Raw genomic sequence first — 21,953 nt, 5'->3', positions numbered from 1 at the left:
CTCGAACCTCGGGGTGCGCGGGCAGTGGCCCAAACGTTGTTGCCATTGCAGCGGCCTGACGTTTCCTCATCCCTTCACCGCCCCCGCGCTGAACCCGGTGATCAGCCACTTCTGGATGAAGGCGAAGACGATCACCACGGGCACGGCGGCGATGATGCCGCCCGCGGCCAGCGCGCCCAGGTCGACGCTGTCCGCGCTCATCAGGGTGTTCAGGCCGACCGGGATCGTCTGCTTGCTCTGGTCGGAGAGGAACATCAGGGCGAACAGGAAGTGGTTCCAGGCGTGCACGAAGGCGAAGGAGCCGACGGCGATCAGGCCCGGTCGCAGCAGGGGGAGGACGACGATGCGGAAGGCGGTGAACCGGTTGCAGCCGTCGACCCAGGCGGCCTCCTCCAGGGAGTAGGGCACGTTCCGGATGAAGCCGCTGATCAGGATCATCGACAGAGGCAGCTGGAAAACGGTCTCGGCGATGATCACGCTCGACAGCGAGTTGATCATCTTCAGCTCGGCGAAGATCTGGAAGAGCGGGACCAGGAGCAGCGCGCCCGGCACGAACTGGGTGCACAGCAGGGCGAGCATGAACCCGCGCTTGATCTTGAAGTCGAAGCGGGCGAGGGCGTAACCGCCGGCCAGGGCGACGCCGGTGGTCAGCAGCAGGGTCGCCACGCCGGTGATCAGGCTGTTCTGGAAGTAGATCCCGAAGTCCCGCTCGTTCCACACCTTCTCGAAGTGGTCGAAGGTCATCGGCCAGGGCACGAGCGAGGTCGAGCCCGCCGGGCGGAGCGCGAAGAGCAGGATCCAGTAGAAGGGGACGAGGGTGAAGACCAGGTAGATCCCCAGCGGGACGTAGATCTGCCAGCGGGGCGCCTCGTCCCAGGCGCGCTTCTTCCCGGTCGGCCGTCGGTCGGCGGCGGTGGGCACGCGCACGGGGGCGGGTGCGACCTCGGTTGCCTCCTTGGTGATCACTTGTCGCCTCCTCCGAACTTGCTCAGCCGCAGATAGACCATCGAGCAGAAGAGCAGGATCACGAACGCGACCGTGGTGAGGGCGGACGCGTAGCCGAAGTTGTGGGCGTCGACGCTGGTGTTGGCGATGTAGAGCGGGAGGGTGGTGGTCTCCCCCGCGGGGCCGCCGCCGGTGAGCGTGTACAGCAGGTCGACGTTGTTGAACTCCCACACCGCGCGCAGCAGCGTGGACAGGACGATGGCGTCCTTCAGATGGGGCAGGGTGATGTGCCAGAACTGCTTGATCCTGCTGGCCCCGTCGACCTCGGCGGCCTCGTACAGGTCCTTGGAGACGGACTGGAGGTCGGCGAGGATCAGGATCGCGAAGAAGGGGACACCGCGCCACAGGTCGGCGACGATCGCCGCCGGGAAGACGGTGGAGGTGTCCGACAGCCAGCTCGTGCCGTACTCGCCGATGCCCATGTCCGCGAGGTAACGGGTGATGCCGGTCTGGGAGTTGTAGAGCAGCACCCAGATCGCGGAGGTCAGCACGCCGGAGACGGCCCACGGCGAGAAGACCAGGGCGCGGCCGAGCGAGCGCCCCACGAAGGTCTGGTTGACGATCAGCGCCAGGGCCAGACCGAACAGCAGCTGCAGTCCGACCTCGACGACGACCCACTTGGCGCTGAAGGTCAGCGTGTCCCAGAACTGCGGGTCGTCGGTGAAGGCGTGGACGAAGTTGTCGAAGCCCGCGTAGCCGTTCCGCCACGGTTTGGTGGGGTTGTAGTTCTGCAGGCTGTAGTAGAAGACGCTGATGACCGGGTAGGCGATGAAGCCCAGCATCAGCAGGACCGCCGGCGCGATCAGCAGATACGGCAGTCTGCGCGGCGTGGCGGAGGCACGGCGCCGCCGGGGTGGCGCGGGCGGTTTCGCCACGGCTGCGGCTTGGGCCATGACAGGGTCTCCGTTCTCGGTACGTCGTGCGGAGGTCGTACAGGAAGCGCTTTCTCGACGGGCGGAGGTTGCCCTTTCGCGGTACGGGGTGCCCCTTGTTGCGGTGTGGCGGCTGCGGATGCGTCGTGGCCGGTCGCGCCCACGCGGCGGAGCCGCATATCGATACGGCCCCGCGGCCCCTGAGCGGGCCCGGTCAGCCTGCGTACGGGTCCGGAACCTTGCCTGGCCGTGCCAGGAACTCGAAGTCGCAGCCGGTGTCGGCCTGGGTGATCTGTTCGTTGTAGAGCGCTCCGTAACCGCGCTCGTAACGGGCGGGCGGCGGCGTCCAGTCCGCCCTGCGCCGCTCCAGCTCCTCGTCGTCCACGTTGAGTTGGAGAGTTCGGGCCTCGACGTCGAGGGTGATCGAGTCGCCCGTGCGCACCAGGGCCAGCGGCCCGCCGACGTACGACTCGGGCGCCACGTGCAGCACGCACGCGCCGTAACTCGTCCCGCTCATCCGGGCGTCGGAGATCCGCACCATGTCCCGCACGCCCTGTTTGAGCAGATGATCGGGGATGGGCAGCATGCCGTACTCGGGCATGCCCGGACCGCCCTTGGGGCCGGAGCCCCGCAGCACCAGGACCGTGTCGGCGGTGATGCCCAACTCGAGGTCGTTGATGGTGCGTTGCATGGTCCTGTAGTCGTCGAAGACGACCGCGGGTCCGGTGTGCTTGAGCAGATGCGGCTCGGCGGCGATGTGCTTGATGACGGCGCCGTCCGGGCAGAGGTTGCCGCGCAGTACGGCGACCCCGCCCTCGGCGGCGACCGGGTTGTCCCGGAGCCGGATGACGTCGTCGTGGTGGACCTGCGCGCCGGCGAGCTGCTCGCGCAGGGTGTCGAACGAGACCGTCGGGCGGTCGAGATGGAGCAGGTCCGGGATCCGGGAGAGGAAGCCGGGCAGGCCGCCCGCGAAGTGGAAGTCCTCCATGAGGTGCTTCTGGCCGCCGGGGCGGACGTTGGCGAGGACGGGAACCGTGCGGGCGATCCGGTCGAAGTCGTCGAGGGTGAGCCTGACGCCCGCGCGGCCGGCCATGGCGATGAGGTGGATGACGGCGTTCGTCGAACCGCCGAGGCCAAGGACGGTCGTCACCGCGTCCTCGAAGGCGTCGTGGGTGAGGATCTCGGAGAGGAGGCGCCCCTTGTGGACTTGTTCAACGATCCTCATGCCGGACGATGCGGCCATCCGATCGTGCCCGGAGTCCACGGCCGGGATGCTCGACGCACCCGGCACCGTCACACCCAGCGCCTCCGCCGCGGCCGTCAGCGTGGACGCCGTGCCCATCGTCATGCAGTGACCCGGCGAGCGGGCGAGGCCGTTCTCCAGCTCGGCCAGCTCGCAGTCGCCGATCACGCCAGCCCGCTTGTCGTCCCAGTACTTCCACATGTCGGTGCCCGAGCCGAGGATCTCGCCTCGCCAATGGCCCGGCAGCATGGGCCCGGCCGGCACGAAGACGGTGGGCAGGTCGACGCTCGCCGCGCCCATGAGCAGCGCGGGGGTCGTCTTGTCGCAGCCGCCCATCAGCACGGCGCCGTCGACCGGGTAGGAGCGCAGCAGCTCCTCGGTCTCCATGGCGAGCAGGTTGCGGTAGAGCATCGGCGTCGGCTTCTGGAAGGTCTCGCTGAGCGTGGCGACCGGGAACTCCAGCGGGAAACCGCCCGCCTGCCACACACCCCGCTTCACGGCCTGGGCGCGGTCGCGCAGGTGGACATGGCAGGGGTTGATGTCGGACCAGGTGTTGAGGATCGCGATGACCGGCTTGCCGAGGTGTTCCTCGGGGAGGTAGCCGAGCTGGCGGGTGCGGGCGCGGTGGCTGAAGGAGCGAAGGCCGTCGGTGCCGTACCACTGGTGGCTTCGGAGTTCCTCCGGACGCTTCAGCGCAGGATGCCTCACCGAAGGACGCTCGGCGGCGGCGGTGCCGTCGTCCGCGGGGCCGACTATATGATCGTCGAAGCGCTTCATATGGACCATCCGGCGACTATGGCGGCGACCTCGGCGCGCTCATCCTCGGGCAGCGGCCGGCTCGGGGGGCGGACCTCGCGGCGGCACAGACCAAGGGAGGCAAGGGCCTCCTTGACGATGGTGACGTTGTTGGCGGAGCCGTTGGCGGCGCGCAGCTCCTCGAAGCGCCTGATCTGTTCCCACACCTTCATCGCGGCCGGATAGTCCCCCGATCGAAGCGCTTCGATCATGTTCAACGAAACGGCGGGGGCGACGTTGACCAGCCCGGACGTGAAGCCGGTGGCGCCCGCGGAGAAGTAGGAGGGGGCGTACGGCTCGGCGAGGCCGGCGACCCAGACGAAGCGTTCCAGGCCGGCGTCGCGCGCGAAGGCGGCGAAGCGGGCGGCGTCCGGGACGGCGTACTTGACGCCGACGACGTTGGGACAGGCGTCGGCGAGCTCGGCCAGGCGCTCGCCGTGCAGCTGCGTGTTGCGGATGTAGGGGACGACGCCGAGTTCGGGCACCGCCTGCGCGATCTCCCGGTGGTAGTCGACCCAGCCGCGCTGCGAGACGTAGGGGTGGACGGGCTGGTGGACCATCACCATCTGCGCGCCCAGCTCCCGGGCGTGCCGGGCGGAGGCGACGGCGGTGGGGACGTCGTGTCCGACGCCGACGAGGATGACGGAACGATCCCCCGCCTCCTCGACCGTCAACTCCGTGACCAGGCGGCGCTCCTCGGGGGTGAGGGCGTAGAACTCGCCGGTGTTGCCGTTCGGGGTGAGGGTGGTGATCCCGCCGTCGAGCAGACGGCGCAGCAGGGCCCGGTGGGCGTCCTGGTCGATGGAGCCGTCCCCGGCGAACGGGGTCACCGGGATGGCCACCACGTCGGCCAGGGCCGCACGCTGGGTCTCGAACGCCACGCTGCTCATTCCTGACCTTCCTCTGCCTGGGCCCCCGCGAGGGTCCCGTCGTCGGTCTCGGGGAACGCCCGGTGCACGAAGGACGCGATGTGGGCGTGCAGGGCGCGGGCCGCGCCGTCCGCGTCGCCGCCCAGGGCCAGCCGCAGGATCTCGCGGTGCTCGCCGGCCTCCCGCTCCCAGGAGGGCGAGGCGGCCCAGGCGACGGCGGAGACCAGGGCGGCCTGGTCGCGGACCTCGTCGAGCATCCGGCCGAGCAGCGGGTTGCCGCACGGCAGGTAGAGCGCGCGGTGGAACTCCCGGTTGGCCAGGGACCGTTCGGCGGTGTCGGTCGCCTCGTCGGCCATCGTCAGCGCATCGCGGGCCGCGTCCAGGGAGGCGCCGCGCCGTACCGCCCGTCTCAGCGCCTCGGGTTCGAGGAGCAGCCGGACGTCGTAGACCTCGCGCGCCATGTCCGCGTCCACCATGCGCACCGTGACGCCCTTGTACTGGCTCATGACGACCAGTCCGGTGCCGGCCAGGGTCTTGAGGGCTTCGCGCACCGGGGTCTTGGAGACCCCGAACTGCGCGGCGAGCTCGGTCTCGACCAGGGCCTGACCGGGCGTCAGTCGCCCGGTGAGGATGCGGCGTTTGATCTCCTCCAGCACGTACTGCGTGCGGGAGGGGATCGGCGTGGGCACAGAGGTCATGCGCGCCTCTCGGAAGTCGCGTATCTGATCTCAGATCTCGCGTATCGCGTCTCATATATGACGTACGAAGTACGACGCGTTGAAGGTAGGAGGGCCCCTGTGATTCGTCAATGGTTCCGACAAAGGAAGTGTCAAAAGAGGTGTTGGACGGGGGCGTTGGGAAGGGGCGTCGGAAGGGCGGGTCGGGACCGGAGGGTCAGAAGGGGATGGTCTCGCCCTCGCGTGCGGTGCGGGTGGGGCCGTCGAAGACGAGGGCGGCCCGCTCGGTCGCGGCCTTGCGGGTCAGGGCGGGCCCGACGTGGGTGATGTACAGCTCCCGCACCCCCGCCTTGCGGGCGGCGTCGCCGGCGTCCTCAGGCGTGAGATGGACCTGCTGTTCGCGTTCGCCTTCGCGATGTCGGTCGAGATCCGCCTCACACAGGAACAGGTCGGCACCGGAGGCGAGTTCGGTGAGCGCGGCGCACGGCCCGCTGTCGCCCGAGTACGCGAAGACGCTTCCCTGGCACTCGGCGCGCAGCCCGTACGCCTCGGTGTCGTGGGCCATGGCGCGCGAGGTCAGGCGCACGTTCCAGTGCCGTACGGTGTGCCCGTCGAACAGGGGCCTGAAGTCGAGGACCTCGCTCAGGAACCGTACGTCCGAGCGGCCGAGGAAGCCGGCCAGGCGACGGGCGCAGTCGAGCGGCGCGTACACCGGGATCGGGGCCGGCGGGGTCATTCCGCCGTAGGCGAGCGCGTGGGCGGCGGCGAGGAGATCGGCGCTGTGGCCGGCGTGGAGGTGGGAGATCCAGATCGCCGTGAGCCGGTCGGGATCCGTGTGCCGTCGCAACTCCGCGAACGTCCCGAACCCCGCGTCCACCCAGACCTCGGCCCCCGCCCCGCGCAGCAGATAGCCGGAGCAGGGGCGGCCCGGCCCCGGGTGCGGAGAGGCGGTGCCGAGGACGGTGAGGCTGAGGGGCATACGGGGAGCGTACGGTTCGCGCCTGCCCGGCACGCCCTGATTGGGTCCGTCTACGACACGATCATCGGGTCGGCCAGGACCTGTCCTACGGCGTCCAGCCCGGGTCACGTCCGCTCAGTGCGACCGCCCGGTCGAGCAGGGGGGCGTCGTCCGGGACGGGCACGACGGGGCCGAAGATGCCGTTCCCGCGGTCCGACTCCTCGGCGGCCGCCCGCAGGAAGTCGTGCGAGGTCCGCAGCGCGGCCGGGTCGGGCGCGTACTCCTGCCCAGTGGCCCGGGCCAGGTCCCAGCCATGGATGACGAGTTCGTCGACGGCGACGGCGGCCGCGACCGCGCCGGGCAGGTCGACGCCGCCCGCGCGGGTCATGCCGGTCCAGGCGGCCGGGTCGCGCCAGGCGTCGGCGAGTTCGTCGAGCACCTTGGGCAGTTCCTCGCGCCAGCCGGGGCCGATGTCGGTCGCGGTGGTGTCCGGCGGAGTGTCGGTCGTGGACCCGAGGTCCTTGCGGGCGGCGTCGCGGAAGGCGCCGGCGAGGCCGGTCAGATGCCCGAGCAGGTTGCGGACGGCGGTGCCCGGGCAGGGCGTCGGATCCGCGAGCTGCTCGTCACGGACGCCCGCCGCGAGGGTCGCGATGATCCGGGCCTGCGGTTCGAGGTCAAAAGTCGTCGTGTCGGTCATACGGGGTAGACCGGCCGCCCGCCGAGAACTCATCGGCCGGGGTCCGCCCGGGGTCCGCCCGGGGCCCGCCCGCCGCGCGTAGGGCACCTGCCCGATGCGGGGAGGGCCTCCTTAGACCCACGATGACCAGGCATGACGAAGAACTGGTCCGTGGTGCGCGTCCTGCGGGACCGCGACGCGGCGATCTGTCTGGCGGCATTGGTGGTATCCGGGTTCGGAACCTCGGCGATGTGGCTGGCGTCCGGTGTGTGGGTCAAGGACCTCACCGGTTCGAACGGGCTTGCGGCGCTGTGTGTGCTCGCGCTGTGGGCTCCCACCCTGGCCGGCCCGCTGCTGGGCACCCTCGCCGACCGGGCGCGCCGCCGACCCCTGCTCATCGCGCTGAACCTGGGCCCGGCCGCCCTGCTGCTCACCGTCCTCGGGGTCGACTCCCCCGGCCGGTTGTGGCTGCTGTTCGCGGTGCTGGTGCTGTACGGCGCCGCCTCGGTGGTGGCCGACGCGGCCGAGTCCGGGCTCGTCGCCGCCGCTGTCGCCCCGGAGCTGCTCGGCGACTTCAACGGGCTGCGCACGACAGCCGTGGAGGGCATGAAGCTGGTCGCTCCCCTGGCGGGGGCGGGCTTGTACGCGGCGTACGGCGGCCCGGGCGTGGCGCTGCTGGACGCCGCGAGTTTCGTCGCCGCGGCGGGGCTGTACGCGCGCGTGCGGGTGCGTGAGGAACGCCCGCGGCGGGCCACCGGCGGCCTGCGGGCGAGGACGGCCGAGGGCGCGCGCTTCCTGTGGGCGCACCCGGCGCTGCGCCCGCTGGTCCTGGCCGGCGGTGCGGCGATGCTGTTCGCGGGCGTCAACGGCGCGCTGGTCTACGCCGTCGTCGAGAGCCTCGGCCGATCCCCCGCGTACGCGGGCGCGCTGTACGCCGTCCAGGGCGCCGGTTCGGTCGCGGTGGGGCTGCTGTCGGGGCCCGCGCTGCGGTGGCTGGGGCAACGCCGGTTCGCCGCGTACGGGATCGGTCTGACGGCCGTCGCGGTCGCCGCGCGGGCCGTCCCCTCGGACCCGCTCGCCCTGGTGTGCGGCGCGGCCATCGGGGCGGGACTGCCTTGTGCGCCGATCGCCGCGCTGACCGCCGTACAGCGGGAGACGCCGGACGCGCTGCTCGGCCGGGTCACCGCCACGGCCGGGACGCTGCTGTACGCGCCGAACGCCGTCGGGCTCGCGGTGGGGGCGGCACTGGTCGAACTCGTCGACCACCGCCCCCTGTTGCTCGCCCTGGGCGTATGCCTGTCGGTGACGGCCGCCCTGCTCCTTCAGCGCCCGGCGAGCGCCGAGCGCACCGCCTCCAGGTCGTCGTCCGACGCCAACCCGGCGTGATAGAGCCGCAGTTCCGTCGCGCCGAGCTCCCGGGCCCGGGCGGCGTCGGCAAAGAGGGTGTCCGGGCTGCCGCCCATGCCGGAGACGACGCCGAGGTTGGCGGCGACGACCGCGTCCGCGCGGCCCTGTCCGGCGAAGGGCGTCAGCAGGGCGGGCCCGCCGGCGCAGGGCACGACGACGCCGTCCGCGACGGACAGGATGTGCGCGGGGTCGACGCCCGGGTTGGCGCCCACGTGGTACGTCACGGGGTCGGCGTGCAGCAGGACCTGGAAGCCGTCGGGCGCGGCCGCGCGCACCGCCCCGACCGCGGTCTCCTGGAGCGTGCGGGCGGTGTCGTCGCGCCACGCGCGCGTGGCCGCCGCCGTCTCCTGCCCGAGCAGCTTCTCGACCCCCGCCCAGTCCCCGTCGTCGGGCGCCCCCCGCCAGAGCGGCTCCAGCGCCTGCCGTACGGCGGCGGCGAGCGCGTCGGCGTCCAGGCCCTGTGCGCCGTAGCCGGCCCGGCAGGCGGGGCAGAAGCAGAGCGCCATCAGGTACTGGCCGGCGTCCCCGAGGCCGACGCCTGCGGTCTTGTCGTGGGCGTGCAGATGCTGCAGCCCGTACCAGCCGAGGGACTCCAGTTCGGCGCCGCCCGCGCCGGGGCGTACGGCGGCCTCGGCGGCGAGGTCGACGAGGTACGCGCGCGTGGCGGGCTGTGCGATGCAGGGGGCCCACGGGTAGCGGTCGCCGTAGGCGTTGACGACGGAGGTGTCCGGATGGTCGGCGCCCAGCCGGGAGTTGTGCGCGAGGACCACCCAGGTGTGCACGTCGAGCCCGGCTCCCGCGAGCGCCTCGGCGGCCTCCCCGTAGGCGTCGCCCAGGGCCCAGTCGCCGGCCGCGTACGGGCGCAGGGCACGGCCCTCCCAGCGGGCGTCCGGCGGGTACAGCACGGCGGCGTGCTCGGCCGTGACGATGCGGTGGCGCGGGTGGCGGGGGGTGAGGGCGCGGGTGGAGTGGTAGGCGGCGGCGAGGGTCACCTGTTCCACGCCGAGCGCGGCGATACGGGCCGGGGCCGCGGGATCGCCGATGACGTCCCAGGGGTAGACGAATGTCGACGCCTTCACGACTTGTCCTCCTCCAGCAGCGCGTGGCCGCGTTCGATCACCTGGGCGAGTTGCTTGACATGATCCTCGCTCGGTTCGTGCAGCGGCGGGCGGACTTCCCCGACGTCGAGGCCGCGCAGCCGGACGCCGGCCTTGACGAGGGAGACGGCGTAACCGCGGCCCTGGGCGCGCAGTTCGACGAACGGCCGGTAGAAGCCGTCGAGGAGGCGGTGGGCGGTGGTGTCGTCGCCGGTGTTCAGGGCCCGGTGGAAGGCGAGGGCGATCTCGGGGGCGAAGCAGAACACGGCCGAGGAGTAGAGGGTGACGCCGAGGGCCCGGTAGGCGAGCTGGGTCTGTTCGGCGGTCGGCAGGCCGTTGAAGTAGAGGAAGTCGCCGGGGACCTCGGTGCGGACGGCGCTGACGATCCGCTGCATCAGGTCGAGGTCGCCGAGGCCGTCCTTGAGGCCGATGATCCCCTCGGTGCGGGCGAGTGCGACGACGGTCTGCGGGGTGAAGACGGCGTTGTCGCGCTGGTAGACGATCACGGGGAGCCGGGTCGCCGCCGTCACCTCCCGGTAGTGGCGCAGCAGGCCCTCCTGGGCGGCGACGACGAGGTAGGGCGGCAGGGCGAGCAGGCCGTCCGCTCCGGCCGCCTCCGCCAGCCCGGCGTAGCGCACGGCGAGCGCGGTCCCGTAGCCGACGCCGGCGATCACCGGCACCCGCCCGTCGGTCTCCTCGACGGCCGCCCGTACGCACCGCTCGAACTCCTCCGGGGTGAGCGCGTGGAACTCTCCGGTACCGCAGCAGGCGAAGACGGCCGCGGCGCCGGCCTCGACTCCACGGCGGACGTGGGCGCGGTAGACGTCGAGGTCGAGGGAGCCGTCGGGGCCGTAGGCGGTGACGGGGAAGAACAGCGGTCCGCTGGGGACGCGGAGGCGGGCGGCGAGCGGGGCTGACGTCACAGGCTCTCCCGAGTCCATATTCTTGAGCAGTGTCCATATTCCTGAACAAGCTCACGCTAAGGTGCCCGATCGAGCCCGGTCAAGCCGACCAACCCCCGAGGCACCAGCAGTTTTGCCAGTCATGCAGGACACTTGACGGGTGCCGCCGCGGCTCCTTAGCGTGTCCATGAATGTGAACTATGGCCACGCATGCGTCCGCCGCTGCGAACCGTCCCGCGACCGATCCAAGGAGACCCGAGGATGCCCGCTCCGCGCACCGTCCTGCTCACCGGCGCCGCAGGCGGCCTCGGCACCCTGATGCGGGACCTGCTGCCGGCCTACGGCTACGAGCTGCGCCTGTTCGACCTGCGCCCGATCGACGGCGAGCCGGACGCGATCGTCGCGGACCTGGCCGACCGGGAGGCGGTCCGGGAGGCCGTGCGGGGCGTCGACGCGATCCTCCACCTCGCCGGCATCTCCCTGGAAGCCCCCTTCGAGAAGATCCTCAAGGCGAACATCGAGGGCACCTACCACCTGTACGAGGCGGCCCGCGAAGAGGGCGTCGGCCGGATCGTCTTCGCCTCCTCCAACCACGCGGTCGGCTTCACCCCCCGCCCCCAGGGCGACGACCCCCTGATCCCCGTCGACACCCCGCACCGCCCGGACACCTTCTACGGCCTGTCCAAGTCCTTCGGCGAGGACCTCGCCCAGCTCTACTGGGACAAGCACGGCCTGGAGAGCGTGTCCGTGCGCATCGGCTCCTGCTTCGCCGAGCCGACCGGCGTGCGGATGCTGTCGGTGTGGATGAGCCCCGCCGACGGCGCCCGCCTCTTCCACGCGGCCCTGACCGCCGACGACGTCGGCCACACGATCGTGTACGGCTCCTCCGCGAACACCCGCCTGTGGTGGGACCTGAGCTCCGCGCGGGCGCTCGGTTACGAGCCGCAGGACGACTCCGAGCCGTACGCCGAGAAACTGATCGCCGAGCAGGGCGAGCTGGACTCGGAGAACATCGCCCACGCCAACCTGGGCGGCCACTTCGTCAGCGACCCGCCGATCTGGCCCTACTGACCCATCGCCGTACCGGACACCGGCCGAGCGACGGGCAACGCGGCGGCGATCCAGGACGGCCTGGACCGGGTGGCGAAGGCGGGGACGTTCCTGCAGTTCGGCGTCGCCGACTACGCGACCAGGGTCACGATCGACCCGTACCGGATCTACAACCAGGAGATCACCGTCACGGGGTCCATGGCGGTCCTGCACAGCTTCGAGCGGGCGGCCGAGCTGTTCGCGAACAGGGTGCTGGACCCGGAGGCCTTCATCAGCGACCGCATCCCGCTGGAGCGGTACCCGCAGGCGCTGGAGCAGTTCGCGGCGGGGATCGGGCGCAAGATCGTGGTGGTGCCCTGACCGGGCGTTCTCAGGTTCCCTCACCCGGGCAGCGGCTTCGGGCGCGGGTAAGGGAACGGCAAAGTGGTCTCAGTCGTTCACGGGGCATGACAGCTATGACCCCCGGCTCGAACATCCCTCTCTCCGTCGCCCGCGTGACGGTGGACGTCGCCGCCCCGGTGCGACTCGACGTTTCGGGCCTGCTGCTCACCGCAGACGGCAAGGTGCGCTCGGACGACGACTTCATCTTCTACAACCAGCCCCACGGCCCGGGCGTGACGTACCGCTCCGGCGGGGGCGCGGCGCCCGACGCGATCGTCGTCGACACGGCCGCGCTCCCGCCCGGCATCGAGAAGATCGTCGTCACCGCGAGCCCGGACGCCGCGGGCCAGACGTTCCAGGGCGTCGAGCCGACGGCGACGATCCGCAGCGCGGACGACGACCATGTGCTGGCCACCTTCACGCCCCCGCAGCTCGGCAGCGAGACGGCGCTGGTCGTCGTGGAGATCTATCTGCGAGGCGGCGCCTGGAAGGCCCGCGCGGTCGGCCAGGGGTACGCCGACGGTCTGGCCGGCATCGCCACCGACTTCGGTGTCACGGTGGAGGAGCCGGCGCCGGCCGCCGCCCCGGCCCGGCCGGTCACCCCGCCCTCGCCGCCGATGCAGGCCCCGGTCGCGCCGCCGGCCCCGCCCATGGACCCGCGGCTCACCGCTCCCGCACCGCCGGCCGCTCCCCCGGCCCCGCCCGCCGCGGCCCCGGGCACCGGGAAGATCAACCTCGACAAGGGCCGCGTCAGCCTGCAGAAGAACCAGACCGTGTCCCTCATGAAGGGCGGCCGTCCGCTGCTCTCGCAGGTCAAGATGGGTCTGGGCTGGGAGCCCGCGTTCCGCGGCAAGGACATCGACCTGGACGCCTCGGTCATCGCCTACGGCCCCCAGCGCAACCACATCGACAGCTGCTACTTCGGCAAGCTCTCCATCCTGAACGGCGCGATCAAGCACTCCGGCGACAACCTCACCGGCGAGGGCGGCGGTGACGACGAGGTGATCGTCGTCGACCTCGGGCGCCTCCCCCAGGAGGTGTCCGGTCTGGTCTTCACGGTGAACTCCTTCTCCGGCCAGAAGTTCACGGAGGTCGCCAAGGCGTACTGCCGCCTGCTGGACGCCTCGACCGGCGAGGAGCTCGTCCGCTTCGACCTCACCGGCGCCGAACCGCAGACGGGCGTGCTGATGGCCAAGCTGATCCGGCAGTTCTCCGGCGAGTGGGAGATGACGGCCATGGGCGACTTCGTCAAGGCCCGCACGGTACGGAACATGGTGAAGCCGGGCGCCCAGGCACTGTAGGACCTGTCCGGCCGCGTTCGCGTGGCGGCCGCGGTCCACGCGCCCGTATCGCCTCGCCCGTACTCGCTCGGCCAAGGGCGCCCGCCTGCACGGGGGCGCCCGCCGCCGTCACCGCGCGGGTCGCAGACCCTCCGTCAGCAGCGACACATAGCGGCGGATGGCGCTGCTGTCCCCCTTCGCCAGCTCCGACGCCGTCGCCACCCCGTGCGCGAGGCGCAGTACGTCGATCGGCTCGATGTCCGCCCGCAGCGTCCCCTCCCGCTGCGCCGCCTCCACCAGCCGGGCCGCCGCGTCCTTCATGTGCGTGCCGCAGGCGGTGACCGCGGCCGCGCTGCCGTCCGTGACGGCGGAACCCAGCAGGGCCTTCATGCCGCGTACCTGGATCGTGCCGACGCACAGCTCGTTGATCCACTCCACCAGCGCCTCGCCCGGCGGGAGTTCCCCGGCGAGTTCGTCGGCCCGCACGGCCAGCGCCTCGATCCGGTCGATGTAGGCCGCCTCCAACAGCGCCTGGCGGGTCGGGAAGTGCCGGTACAGCGTGCCGGATCCGACGCCCGCCCGCTTGGCGATGTCGTCGAGGGAGGCGCCCTCCCCATGCTCGGCGAAGGCCTCCGCCGCCACCTTCAGCAGGCGCTCGTAGTTGCGGCGAGCGTCCGCGCGCATGGGTCTTCCTTGCGTCATCCAGTTACTCCTTGCGAACCGGGGACTCTCTCCGTATTTTAGCGAGGACTAAACGGAGACAGTCCCCGCTTACTGCGTTCGGGTCTCTGCGAGCCCACGGCCGGGCCCTGCCGTGCTGCCCGCATGTTCCACCACATCACGCGGGGACACCAGACAGGGAGTACTCCATGTCCACGCCGTCCCCCTTACCTTCGTCGACACATTCGCCCACGCCTTCGCCCAGGCCTTCGTCCACACCTTCGCCCGGGCCTTCGTCCACGACGGGCACGTCCCCCTCCGGGCCGTCCGGTCCGCCCGGGCCACCCGGCTCCGACGTCCGGCTGCGCGCCGTCCTGCTGGTCGTCGTCACCGCCTATCTGATGGTCGGAGTCGACTCCACCGTCGTCAACGTCGCCCTGCCCGCCATGCAGCGCGACCTCGGCTTCTCCCCCACCGGACTGTCCTGGGTGCTGAACGCCTACACCCTCGCCTTCGGCGGACTGCTGCTGCTCGGCGGGCGCGTCGGCGACCTGCTCGGCCGCCGCCGCACACTCACCCTCGGCGTCCTGCTGTTCGCCGGTTCCTCGCTGCTCGGCGGGCTGGCCGGTGACAGCGGCTGGCTGCTCGCCGCCCGCGCCCTCCAGGGCGTCGGCGCCGCCCTCACCGCCCCCAGCACCCTCGCCCTGATCACCACCAACTTCCCCGAGGGCCCCCGCCGCCACCACGCTCTCGGCGTCTACTCCTCCATGGCCGGCATCGGCGCCTCCGTCGGCCTGGTTTTGGGCGGGATGCTCACCGCCTGGGCGTCCTGGCGCTGGGCTCTGCTGATCAACGTGCCCATCGGCCTCGCGGTCGCCCTCGCTCTGCCCCGCGTCGTCACCGAGACCCCTCGCCACGCAGGCCGGTTCGACGCGGCCGGCGCCCTGACCGGGACCGCCGGGACGACCTCACTGGTGTACGCGTTCATCCGGGTCTCGGAAGAGGGGTGGAGCGACACCCTGGCACTGCTCGGCTTCACCGGCGCCGCCGCGCTGCTGGCCGGCTTCGCCCTGATCGAGGCCCGCGCCGAGCAGCCGATCATGCCGCTCAGGCTCTTCGCCGACCGCGACCGGGCGGGCGCCTACGTCGGCGTCCTGCTGCTGCCCGCGGGCATGTTCGGCGCCTTCTACTTCCTCACCCTCATCAGCCAACAGGTCCTGCGCTACAGCCCGTTGCGCGCGGGCTTCGCCTTCCTGCCGATGACGGTCGTGATGTTCTCGACCGTACGGTTCGTGCCGCGCCTGCTGGCCCGCTTCGGCCCCAAACCGCTGATCCTGACCGGCGTGACCCTGCTCGCCGGCGCAGCCGCCTGGCTGTGGCGGCTCGGCCCCGACGACGGCTATGCGGCCGGACTTCTCGGCCCGCTGCTGCTGTTGGGCGTCGGCGTCGGCCTGGCCCTGATGCCGCTGAACGCCACGATCCTGGCGAAGATCCGTCCTCAGGAGGCGGGCGCCGCCTCCGGCCTGCTGCAGACCCTGCAGTGGCTCGGCGGCACGCTCGGTCTGTCGGTCCTGGTCACGGTGTACGGCACGGCCACCCGGCGCGCGTCGGGCACCCCGGCCGAGATCCTCACCCACGGCGCGGCCCACGCGTTCGGCGCGGCCGCCCTGATCGCGCTGACGGCACTGCTGACGGCGGCCTTCGTGATCAGGGGGCGGCCGAGGACCGCCGTATAGACCGTGGACGGCTCAGAACAGCGCGCTGTACGCGTTCAGTGCCGGCTGCCCGCCCAGGTGCGCGTACAGCACGGTGGAGTCGCGGCCGATCTCGCCGCGCGCGACCAGGTCGACGAGCCCGGCCATCGACTTCCCCTCGTACACGGGGTCGGTGACCATGCCCTCGGTCCGCGCGGCGAGCCGCATCGCCTCCAGCGTCGTCTCGTCCGGGACGCCGTAGACACCGGCGTGGTACCGCTCGTCGAGTTCGACGTCCCCGACGGTCAACTCCCGCTCCACTCCTATCAGTTGACCTGTGTTGTGGGCGATGCGGGCGATCTGCTCGCGCGTCTGGGCGGGCTTGGCCGAGGCGTCGATCCCGAGGACGCGCCGGGGCCGCCCGCCCGCCTCCTCCAGCGCGGCGAACCCCGCGACCATGCCGGCCTGGGTCGACCCGGTCACCGAACAGACGATCACGGTGTCGAAGAAGACGCCCGACTGCCGCTCCTGCTCGGTGACTTCGTACGCCCACCCGGCGAACCCAAGCCCGCCGAGCGGATGGTCGGAGGCCCCGGCCGGGATGGCGTACGGCTTCCCGCCCGACTCCTCGACCTCCCTGAGCGCCTGCTCCCAGCTCTCCTTGAAGCCGATCCCGAACCCGGCCCGGACCAGCCGTACGTCGGCTCCGGCGAGCCGGCTGATCAGGATGTTGCCGACCTTGTCGTACACGGCGTCGGGCCACTCCACCCAACTCTCCTGCACCAGCACGCACTTCAGCCCGGCGCGGGCGGCGCAGGCCGCGACCTGGCGGGTGTGGTTGGACTGCACCCCGCCGATCGACACGAGCGTGTCGCAGCCCTGCGCTATCGCGTCGGCGACCAGGTACTCCAGCTTGCGGGTCTTGTTCCCGCCGTACGCGATCCCGGAGTTGCAGTCCTCCCGCTTTGCCCAGAGGGCGGCTCCGCCGAGGTGGGCGGTGAGCCGTTCCATCGGGTGGATGGGCGAGGGGCCGAAGAGGAGCGGGTAACGCTCGTACGAGGAGAGGGACATGGGGCCTCCTGGAGCAGTGGGCGGTCGGTGGGTCAGTCGTCGGCGTCGACGAGGTCGGCCAGGGTTCGCCAGATCTCCGCCGTGACGCGGACCGCCTCGGCCGCGTCACCGTCGACGCAGGCCTCGATCAGCCGGCCGTGCAGTCCGGCCGAACGGCAGGTGCCGCCCTCACCGAAGCGCCGTCGCTCCAGCCGCCGGATGAGGGGGGTGTAGCGGGCGATGGTGGCGGCGGCCGCCCGGTTGCCGGCGGCCCGGACGAGGATGTCGTGAAGTTCGTCGTCGGCGCGCAGGGCGGCGTCGACGTCACCGGTGCCGACGGCGGCCGTGAAGCGTTCGTTGGCCGCGCGCATCGCCTCGACGTCCGCCGCGAACAGCCGGGGCACCGCGACCCAGGTGGCCAGCTCGTGCATCGCCCCGACCACGGCCGCCGCGTCCCGTACGTCGGCGGCCACGACCGGGGTCACTCGCGTGTAGCTCTGCGGCTTGCTCTCCAGCAGCCCCTCGTCCACCAGCCGCGCGAACGCCTCCCGCACCGGCGCCCGGGACAGGCCCAGCCGCTCCGCGAGTTCGGCGTCGCGCACCACCGCGCCGGGTGCGATGTCCCCAGCGACGATGGCGTCCCGGATCGATTCGTAAGCGCGGTCCCTGAGCAGAGTGCGTGGCACGGCCTCCATGAACTGAAATGTTAGATGTCACTGACCCACGCGGACAAGGATGTGGCCGGCACCCCTTCGTGCCGAGTCGGCAGGTGTGAGGCCCATCGCGCCTGGAGACGAGCGGTGCCCGCCTCCGGGCTGATCGCAGCATTCAGCTGCTGATCAACGACCTGCATCGGCCACCTGCAGCTCAGCGCCCACCACGAAGCCATTGACCAGGAACAGACCCGAGGGACTCACCGTGACGCCATACACGCGGCGCATTCCACCTGGTTCAATGCTCTTTACTCGATCCAGCGCCACAGACTCGTCATAACCATGCATCTCACTCCGCGCCGGGGTCACGTGTCCGACCACTTGCACCAGCCGCTTCAGCGTGGACGCCTTGTATCCAATGCGAAGGTTCAGAAGCCCAGCCAGGCGGACGAGTGCGGTTGCTCGTGAAACCTCCACGATGTGAATCGGCCGTCGGCTCACCACGGGATGGCCATTGATTGAATGCCCCCGCCCTGGCGGTCGCTGGACCGTCCGAACCCTGTTGGCAACCCCAAGGCGTAACAGAGCATCGGACACTTGCGCAGCCAACAAGGATGATACCGAAGCAAACTCGACCGAGCCGTGGACTGTACCTCGGGGGTTAATCCGTTCGCGGACATGGCCATCGGTGTCAATCAGTCCCGAAAGGCATCCGATCCAGAAGTCGCGACTCAGCCGCATATCGGGGATCTGCTTCTCGTCACATCGCTGACCCCACACACCGAAGCGTCGAAGAACCTCGGTGAGCGGGTTGCGATATCCCGCCCTGAACGGGAACCGCAGACGCACGATGGTCCCCTGTGGAATCTCACGCACCCCGCACCCGTGCTCTGCGGAAAACTCCCGCATGAAATCCACGGCACCATCCAGTGGATCGCCGTGGAACTCCGGCGTGCAGGACGTCATCCCACCGTCACCGAGCATGGCACCGACGAAGTATCCGTCGCGGGCTTGACCCTCCGATCCGAATCGAGCGGCGGCCAACGAAAAGGGGACCCGGTCGCCGGGCACCAAGGCATGGGTTCGCTTCCATTCCCACGCCTGCCGCCCCACCCGCCGCTGCGTCACCCAACGCTGGTCCAACGCAGCCTCGATGGTTCGCCCGGAAACAAACTTGATGCTCCTCACCTCTTGAGGAAGGCCAGCAGACCATGCATCCGGAACCGCCGGAACGAGGTCACCGACCGAGTGGTCCCGGGCACCCTGGTTGGCACCATATCGAACCGGTCTGGTGTCCCATTCCTTGCTGAACGAAAGCACGGAAGGCACCTTTCGACGACCTCCTCGACCGGACATACCGAGCCATCAGGAAGCCACACCTTGGAGCCTTCAGCAAACCCTCCCCATGATTCCGCTTCCACAGCCCCTCCCCGTCTCGACCGATAACCAGTGCGAGACAGAAACAATAAGCCGAAACAAGGAAGGGCTGGACAAATCGAGCAAAGGTCACTCGTTCGAGGGAATCGAATCCTTACCGCTGCTGCCGCTTCCAAGGCCCCGTGATCGCCAGCATGATGCCCGGCGTCTGGATGTTGGCGTACAGGGTGTGGCCGTCGGGGGAGAAGGTGACGCCGGTGAACTCGCTGTACTCCGGCTTCTGCGCGGTGCCGATGTTGAGCTCGTTGCGGGCGATGGGGTAGGTGCGGCCGCTGTCGGTGGCGCCGAACAGGTGCTGGACGCCCTCGCCGTCCTCGGCGATGACGAGCCCGCCGTACGGGGAGACGGTGATGTTGTCGGGGCCGTCGAAGGCGCCGTCGACGGACGGGTCGGGGTTCACGCCGAGCAGGACCTTCAGGGTCAGCGTGCGACGCTTGGGGTCGTAGAACCAGACGGCGCCGTCGTGCTGCACGGGGCTCTCGTCACGGGCGTACGAGGAGACGATGTAGGCGCCGCCGTCGCCCCACCACATGCCCTCCAGCTTGCGGGCGCGGGTCACCTGTCCTTCGGTGAACTGCTTGCGGACGGGTGTCGTCCTCGCGTCGCGGTCGGGGACGACGACCCAGTCGACGCCGTACACCGTGCCGATCTTCGTGGCGCGGGAGAGGTCGTCGATGAACTTGCCGCCGGAGTCGAAGCACTTGAAGGCCTCGAGGACGCCGGCGTCGTCGGCGAGGGTGCGCAGCTTGCCGCGGCCGTGGTGGAAGCCGGCCGGCGGGGTCCAGCGGTAGAGCAGGCCGTTGGGGCCGGAGGCGTCCTCGGTCAGGTAGGCGTGGCCGCGCCCCGGGTCGATGACGACGGCCTCGTGGGCGTACCGGCCGAGTGCCTTGATGGGCTTCGGGCCGCGGTTGGCGCGGCGGTCCTCGGGGTCGACCTCGAAGACGTAGCCGTGGTCCTTGGTCATGCCGTTCTGGCCGGCCTTGTCCTCGGTCTCCTCGCAGGTGAGCCAGGTGTCCCAAGGGGTGCTGCCGCCCGCGCAGTTGGTGGAGGTGCCGGCGATGCCGACCCACTCGGCAACGTGGCCGCCGGGGCGCACCTCGACGACCGTGCAGCCGCCGGAGGCCGCCGGGTCGTAGACGAGGCCCTCGGTGAGCGGGACCGGGTACTTCCAGCTCGCCCGCGGGCCCTTGAGCTCGTGGTTGTTGACGAGGAGGGTCGCGCCGCGCGGGCCGCAGAAGGCGGCGGTGCCGTCGTGGTTGGACGGGGTGCTCTCGCCCGACTCCAGCGTGGTCCTGCCGCTGTAGGTGATGACGCGGTATGTGAACCCGGCGGGCAGCGCGAGGAGGCCGTCGGGGTCGGGGAGCAGAGGCCCGTAGCCGACCCCGCGGTGTCCGGCCGCCGACTCCTGCCCCGCGTCCGCCGTGTCTGCCGCGGAGTCGACGTCCGAGGACGCGAGGGCGTTCGGTGCGGTGGCGAGGGCGCTGACGCTGCCCGCCAGCGCGACCCCGGCACCGGTGACCGCGGATTTTCTGGCGAAGTCCCTGCGGGTGAGCGACATGGTGTCTCCTGAGACTCGAAAAGTGCCGTGGAGGGTGGCGGACCTGGGTTCGGCGCCACCGTCCCGCCCATGTCTGAACGGGAGTTGAACGGGGAGCGACGTCGAAGGACCCGGTTCCATGAACCCGTACGGATCACCCCACGGGAGCCCCAAGGAAGCCCCGGGAAGAGTCAGCCGCCCTGCTGGGAGCGTGCCTTGAACGCCGCCTTGCGTGCTTCCTTCGCGATGCGCTTGTCCGGATGCAGGCGTCCCATCGCCTCCAGGACCTCCGGGGTCGCCGGGTGGTCGACGCGCCAGGCCGCGGCGAAGAAGCCGCTGTGCTGCTGGGCCAGCCCCTCGACGAGGGCCTGGAGTTCGTCGGAGTTGCCCTCGGCGGCGAGCTGCGCGGCGAGGGTGTCGATGGTGAGCCAGAAGACCAGGTCCTCGGACGGCGCGGGGACGTCCGTCGCGCCGAGCTCGCTCAGCCAGACGCGGGCGAGGCCGCCGAGTTCGGCGTCGTCGAGGACCTCGCGCACGGCGGGCTCGGCGTGCGCGCCGACGAGTGAGAGGGCCTGCTGACAGCGCAGCCGGCGCAGCGGGGCGCCGGGGTCCGCGCCGCGAGCCGCGGCCAGCAACTCCCGTGCGGCGGTGAGGGGTTCGCGGCGGGCGAGCCACTGTTCGGTCTCGGCGAGGGCGGCGTGCGAGCTGTAGCCGGCGCTGCCGTCGAGGAGGGCGTCGGCGCCCTTGTCGGCGAGGTCGCCGACGGCGGGGGCCGTGAAGCCGGCCTCCAGCAGCCGGGCGCGCAGCCCGTACAGGCCGAGCGGGGTGAGGCGGACCATGCCGTAGCGGGTGACGTCGGTCTCGTCGACCGGGGAGGCGGGCTCGTCGGCCTCCGCGTCCGTGTCCCCCATCAGGGCGTCGTCGACGGGCTGGTAGGCGACCAGGCCGATCGGCTCCAGCAGCCGGAACTGGTCGTCGAGCCGCATCATCGCGTCGGAGACCTGCTCCAGGACGTCGTTGGTGGGCTCGTTCATGTCGCCGGGGATGATCATCGAGGCGGCGAGCGCGGGAAGCGGGACGGGGGTGTCGCCGGGGCCGTCCTCGCCGGCGGTCAGCAGGTAGAGGTTGCCGAGCACACCGTCGAGGAACTCGGCCTCGGCCTCGGGGTCCCAGTCCAGCTTGGAGAAGTCGACCGCGCCGCCCTCGTCCATGACGTCGATCAGTGCGTCGAGGTCGGGGACGGCGGCGTCGGCGATCACGGACTCCAGGGCGCCGAGCCAGACGGCGAGGATGTCGTGCGGGGAGCCGCCGGTGAGCAGGGCCAGGTCCTCGCCGGTCGTGACGGTGTCGGCCTGCTCGTCGACGACCTCCACGAGTCCGGTGTCCATGGCGACCCGCCAGGCCTCGCTCGCCTCGGCGGCGGCGTCGTCCCCGGTCAGTCCGAGCGCCTGCGCGGCGGCCGGCAGTTGCTCCTCGACGAGCTGGCCGCCCGCGTCGACGCGGGTGTCGGGACCGGCCCACCGGGCGAGCAGGGCGGCCCGGGAGAGCAACGGCGTGGACAGGGCGTCGCGCGCCAGCTCCGCTTCGGTGTGCAGCCGCACCGGCGGCAGGGGGGAGCTGTCTGACATCGGCTGGTTCTCCTCGGGCGCGTCGTGCCACCGGCCCGCTGGGGGCACTGGGCCACTCAGCCTAGACGGATATGGCCCCATG

Annotated in this window: 19 protein-coding genes and 1 pseudogene; 5 read left to right on the top strand and 15 right to left on the bottom strand. The window is 71.2% G+C overall.

What is annotated here, in order from left to right; all coding sequences use genetic code 11:
- Positions 1–66 precede the first annotated feature (66 nt).
- The 7 genes from ACIBTS_RS18965 to ACIBTS_RS18935 form a co-directional block, all read right to left on the bottom strand.
- Positions 67–966 (bottom strand): carbohydrate ABC transporter permease, encoded by a 900-nt coding sequence (locus tag ACIBTS_RS18965; protein ID WP_319673863.1) that lies wholly within the window; start codon positions 964–966, stop codon positions 67–69.
- On the bottom strand, positions 963–1,898 hold the full coding sequence (locus ACIBTS_RS18960) for a carbohydrate ABC transporter permease (RefSeq protein ID WP_079663114.1): 936 nt from the start codon (positions 1,896–1,898) through the stop codon (positions 963–965). Before ACIBTS_RS18960 ends, ACIBTS_RS18965 begins: the two co-directional genes overlap by 4 nt.
- Before the next feature lie 193 nt (positions 1,899–2,091).
- Positions 2,092–3,906, bottom strand: a complete 1,815-nt coding sequence (gene araD, locus ACIBTS_RS18955; RefSeq protein WP_399320670.1) for an L-arabinonate dehydratase — start codon at positions 3,904–3,906, stop codon at positions 2,092–2,094.
- Complete coding sequence (locus ACIBTS_RS18950; RefSeq protein WP_399320668.1) at positions 3,894–4,805, bottom strand: dihydrodipicolinate synthase family protein; 912 nt, start codon at positions 4,803–4,805, stop codon at positions 3,894–3,896. Before ACIBTS_RS18950 ends, araD begins: the two co-directional genes overlap by 13 nt.
- Positions 4,802–5,482, bottom strand: a complete 681-nt coding sequence (locus ACIBTS_RS18945; RefSeq protein ID WP_399320666.1) for a GntR family transcriptional regulator — start codon at positions 5,480–5,482, stop codon at positions 4,802–4,804. The genes ACIBTS_RS18950 and ACIBTS_RS18945 overlap by 4 nt, the downstream gene beginning before the upstream one ends.
- Positions 5,483–5,678: 196 nt before the next feature.
- Entirely contained in the window at positions 5,679–6,440 is a 762-nt protein-coding gene (locus ACIBTS_RS18940) for an MBL fold metallo-hydrolase (RefSeq protein WP_399320665.1), read from the bottom strand.
- A gap of 85 nt (positions 6,441–6,525) precedes the next feature.
- Positions 6,526–7,116 carry a TIGR03086 family metal-binding protein gene (locus ACIBTS_RS18935; RefSeq protein WP_399320664.1) on the bottom strand — a complete coding sequence of 197 codons (591 nt, stop codon included), beginning with the start codon at positions 7,114–7,116 and terminating at the stop codon, positions 6,526–6,528.
- A 132-nt stretch (positions 7,117–7,248) separates the two neighbouring features.
- Between ACIBTS_RS18935 and ACIBTS_RS18930 the strand changes: the two genes are divergently transcribed.
- Complete coding sequence (locus ACIBTS_RS18930) at positions 7,249–8,481, top strand: MFS transporter (protein ID WP_399320662.1); 1,233 nt, start codon at positions 7,249–7,251, stop codon at positions 8,479–8,481.
- On the opposite strand, the gene ACIBTS_RS18925 is transcribed toward ACIBTS_RS18930, so the two are convergent.
- The gene (locus ACIBTS_RS18925) at positions 8,418–9,581 is read right to left on the bottom strand and encodes a hypothetical protein (protein ID WP_399320661.1); all 1,164 of its coding nucleotides are present in this window, start codon (positions 9,579–9,581) and stop codon (positions 8,418–8,420) included. The two genes, ACIBTS_RS18930 and ACIBTS_RS18925, sit on opposite strands and share 64 nt — an antisense overlap.
- Positions 9,578–10,540: a 5-dehydro-4-deoxyglucarate dehydratase gene (locus tag ACIBTS_RS18920; protein WP_399320660.1), complete on the bottom strand. Its 963-nt coding sequence runs from the start codon at positions 10,538–10,540 to the stop codon at positions 9,578–9,580. The genes ACIBTS_RS18925 and ACIBTS_RS18920 overlap by 4 nt, the downstream gene beginning before the upstream one ends.
- A 222-nt stretch (positions 10,541–10,762) precedes the next feature.
- Here ACIBTS_RS18920 and ACIBTS_RS18915 point away from each other — a divergent pair, with 222 nt between their 5' ends.
- From ACIBTS_RS18915 to ACIBTS_RS18905, 3 genes and pseudogenes are all read left to right on the top strand, one after another.
- Positions 10,763–11,572, top strand: a complete 810-nt coding sequence (locus ACIBTS_RS18915; RefSeq protein WP_399320658.1) for an NAD-dependent epimerase/dehydratase family protein — start codon at positions 10,763–10,765, stop codon at positions 11,570–11,572.
- A gap of 27 nt (positions 11,573–11,599) precedes the next feature.
- Positions 11,600–11,911, top strand: a pseudogene (locus tag ACIBTS_RS18910) (alcohol dehydrogenase); the annotation flags it as partial.
- A 95-nt stretch (positions 11,912–12,006) separates the two neighbouring features.
- Positions 12,007–13,233: a TerD family protein gene (locus ACIBTS_RS18905; protein WP_399320801.1), complete on the top strand. Its 1,227-nt coding sequence runs from the start codon at positions 12,007–12,009 to the stop codon at positions 13,231–13,233.
- 108 nt (positions 13,234–13,341) lie between these two features.
- Here ACIBTS_RS18905 and ACIBTS_RS18900 read toward each other — a convergent pair whose 3' ends face one another.
- The gene (locus ACIBTS_RS18900) at positions 13,342–13,914 is read right to left on the bottom strand and encodes a TetR/AcrR family transcriptional regulator (protein ID WP_079663099.1); all 573 of its coding nucleotides are present in this window, start codon (positions 13,912–13,914) and stop codon (positions 13,342–13,344) included.
- Between the two features lie 167 nt (positions 13,915–14,081).
- Between ACIBTS_RS18900 and ACIBTS_RS18895 the strand changes: the two genes are divergently transcribed.
- Positions 14,082–15,608 (top strand): MFS transporter, encoded by a 1,527-nt coding sequence (locus ACIBTS_RS18895; protein WP_399320656.1) that lies wholly within the window; start codon positions 14,082–14,084, stop codon positions 15,606–15,608.
- A gap of 12 nt (positions 15,609–15,620) precedes the next feature.
- Here the strand turns inward: ACIBTS_RS18895 and ACIBTS_RS18890 are convergent, their stop codons facing one another.
- From ACIBTS_RS18890 to ACIBTS_RS18870, 5 genes are all read right to left on the bottom strand, one after another.
- Positions 15,621–16,637: a 1-aminocyclopropane-1-carboxylate deaminase gene (locus ACIBTS_RS18890; protein WP_399320654.1), complete on the bottom strand. Its 1,017-nt coding sequence runs from the start codon at positions 16,635–16,637 to the stop codon at positions 15,621–15,623.
- Between the two features lie 32 nt (positions 16,638–16,669).
- On the bottom strand, positions 16,670–17,311 hold the full coding sequence (locus ACIBTS_RS18885) for a GntR family transcriptional regulator (protein ID WP_399320652.1): 642 nt from the start codon (positions 17,309–17,311) through the stop codon (positions 16,670–16,672).
- A gap of 144 nt (positions 17,312–17,455) precedes the next feature.
- Positions 17,456–18,589, bottom strand: coding sequence for an LAGLIDADG family homing endonuclease (locus ACIBTS_RS18880; RefSeq protein WP_399320651.1), 1,134 nt, complete (start codon positions 18,587–18,589; stop codon positions 17,456–17,458).
- Between the two features lie 211 nt (positions 18,590–18,800).
- Positions 18,801–20,264 (bottom strand): alkaline phosphatase PhoX, encoded by a 1,464-nt coding sequence (locus ACIBTS_RS18875; RefSeq protein ID WP_399320649.1) that lies wholly within the window; start codon positions 20,262–20,264, stop codon positions 18,801–18,803.
- A gap of 170 nt (positions 20,265–20,434) precedes the next feature.
- Positions 20,435–21,871 carry a hypothetical protein gene (locus ACIBTS_RS18870; protein WP_399320647.1) on the bottom strand — a complete coding sequence of 479 codons (1,437 nt, stop codon included), beginning with the start codon at positions 21,869–21,871 and terminating at the stop codon, positions 20,435–20,437.
- Positions 21,872–21,953 lie beyond the last annotated feature (82 nt).

Source organism: Streptomyces sp. NPDC050121, assembly GCF_044460385.1.
GTDB classification, from domain to species: domain Bacteria; phylum Actinomycetota; class Actinomycetes; order Streptomycetales; family Streptomycetaceae; genus Streptomyces; species Streptomyces soliscabiei.
This window is presented reverse-complemented; position numbering and strand designations above follow the sequence as displayed.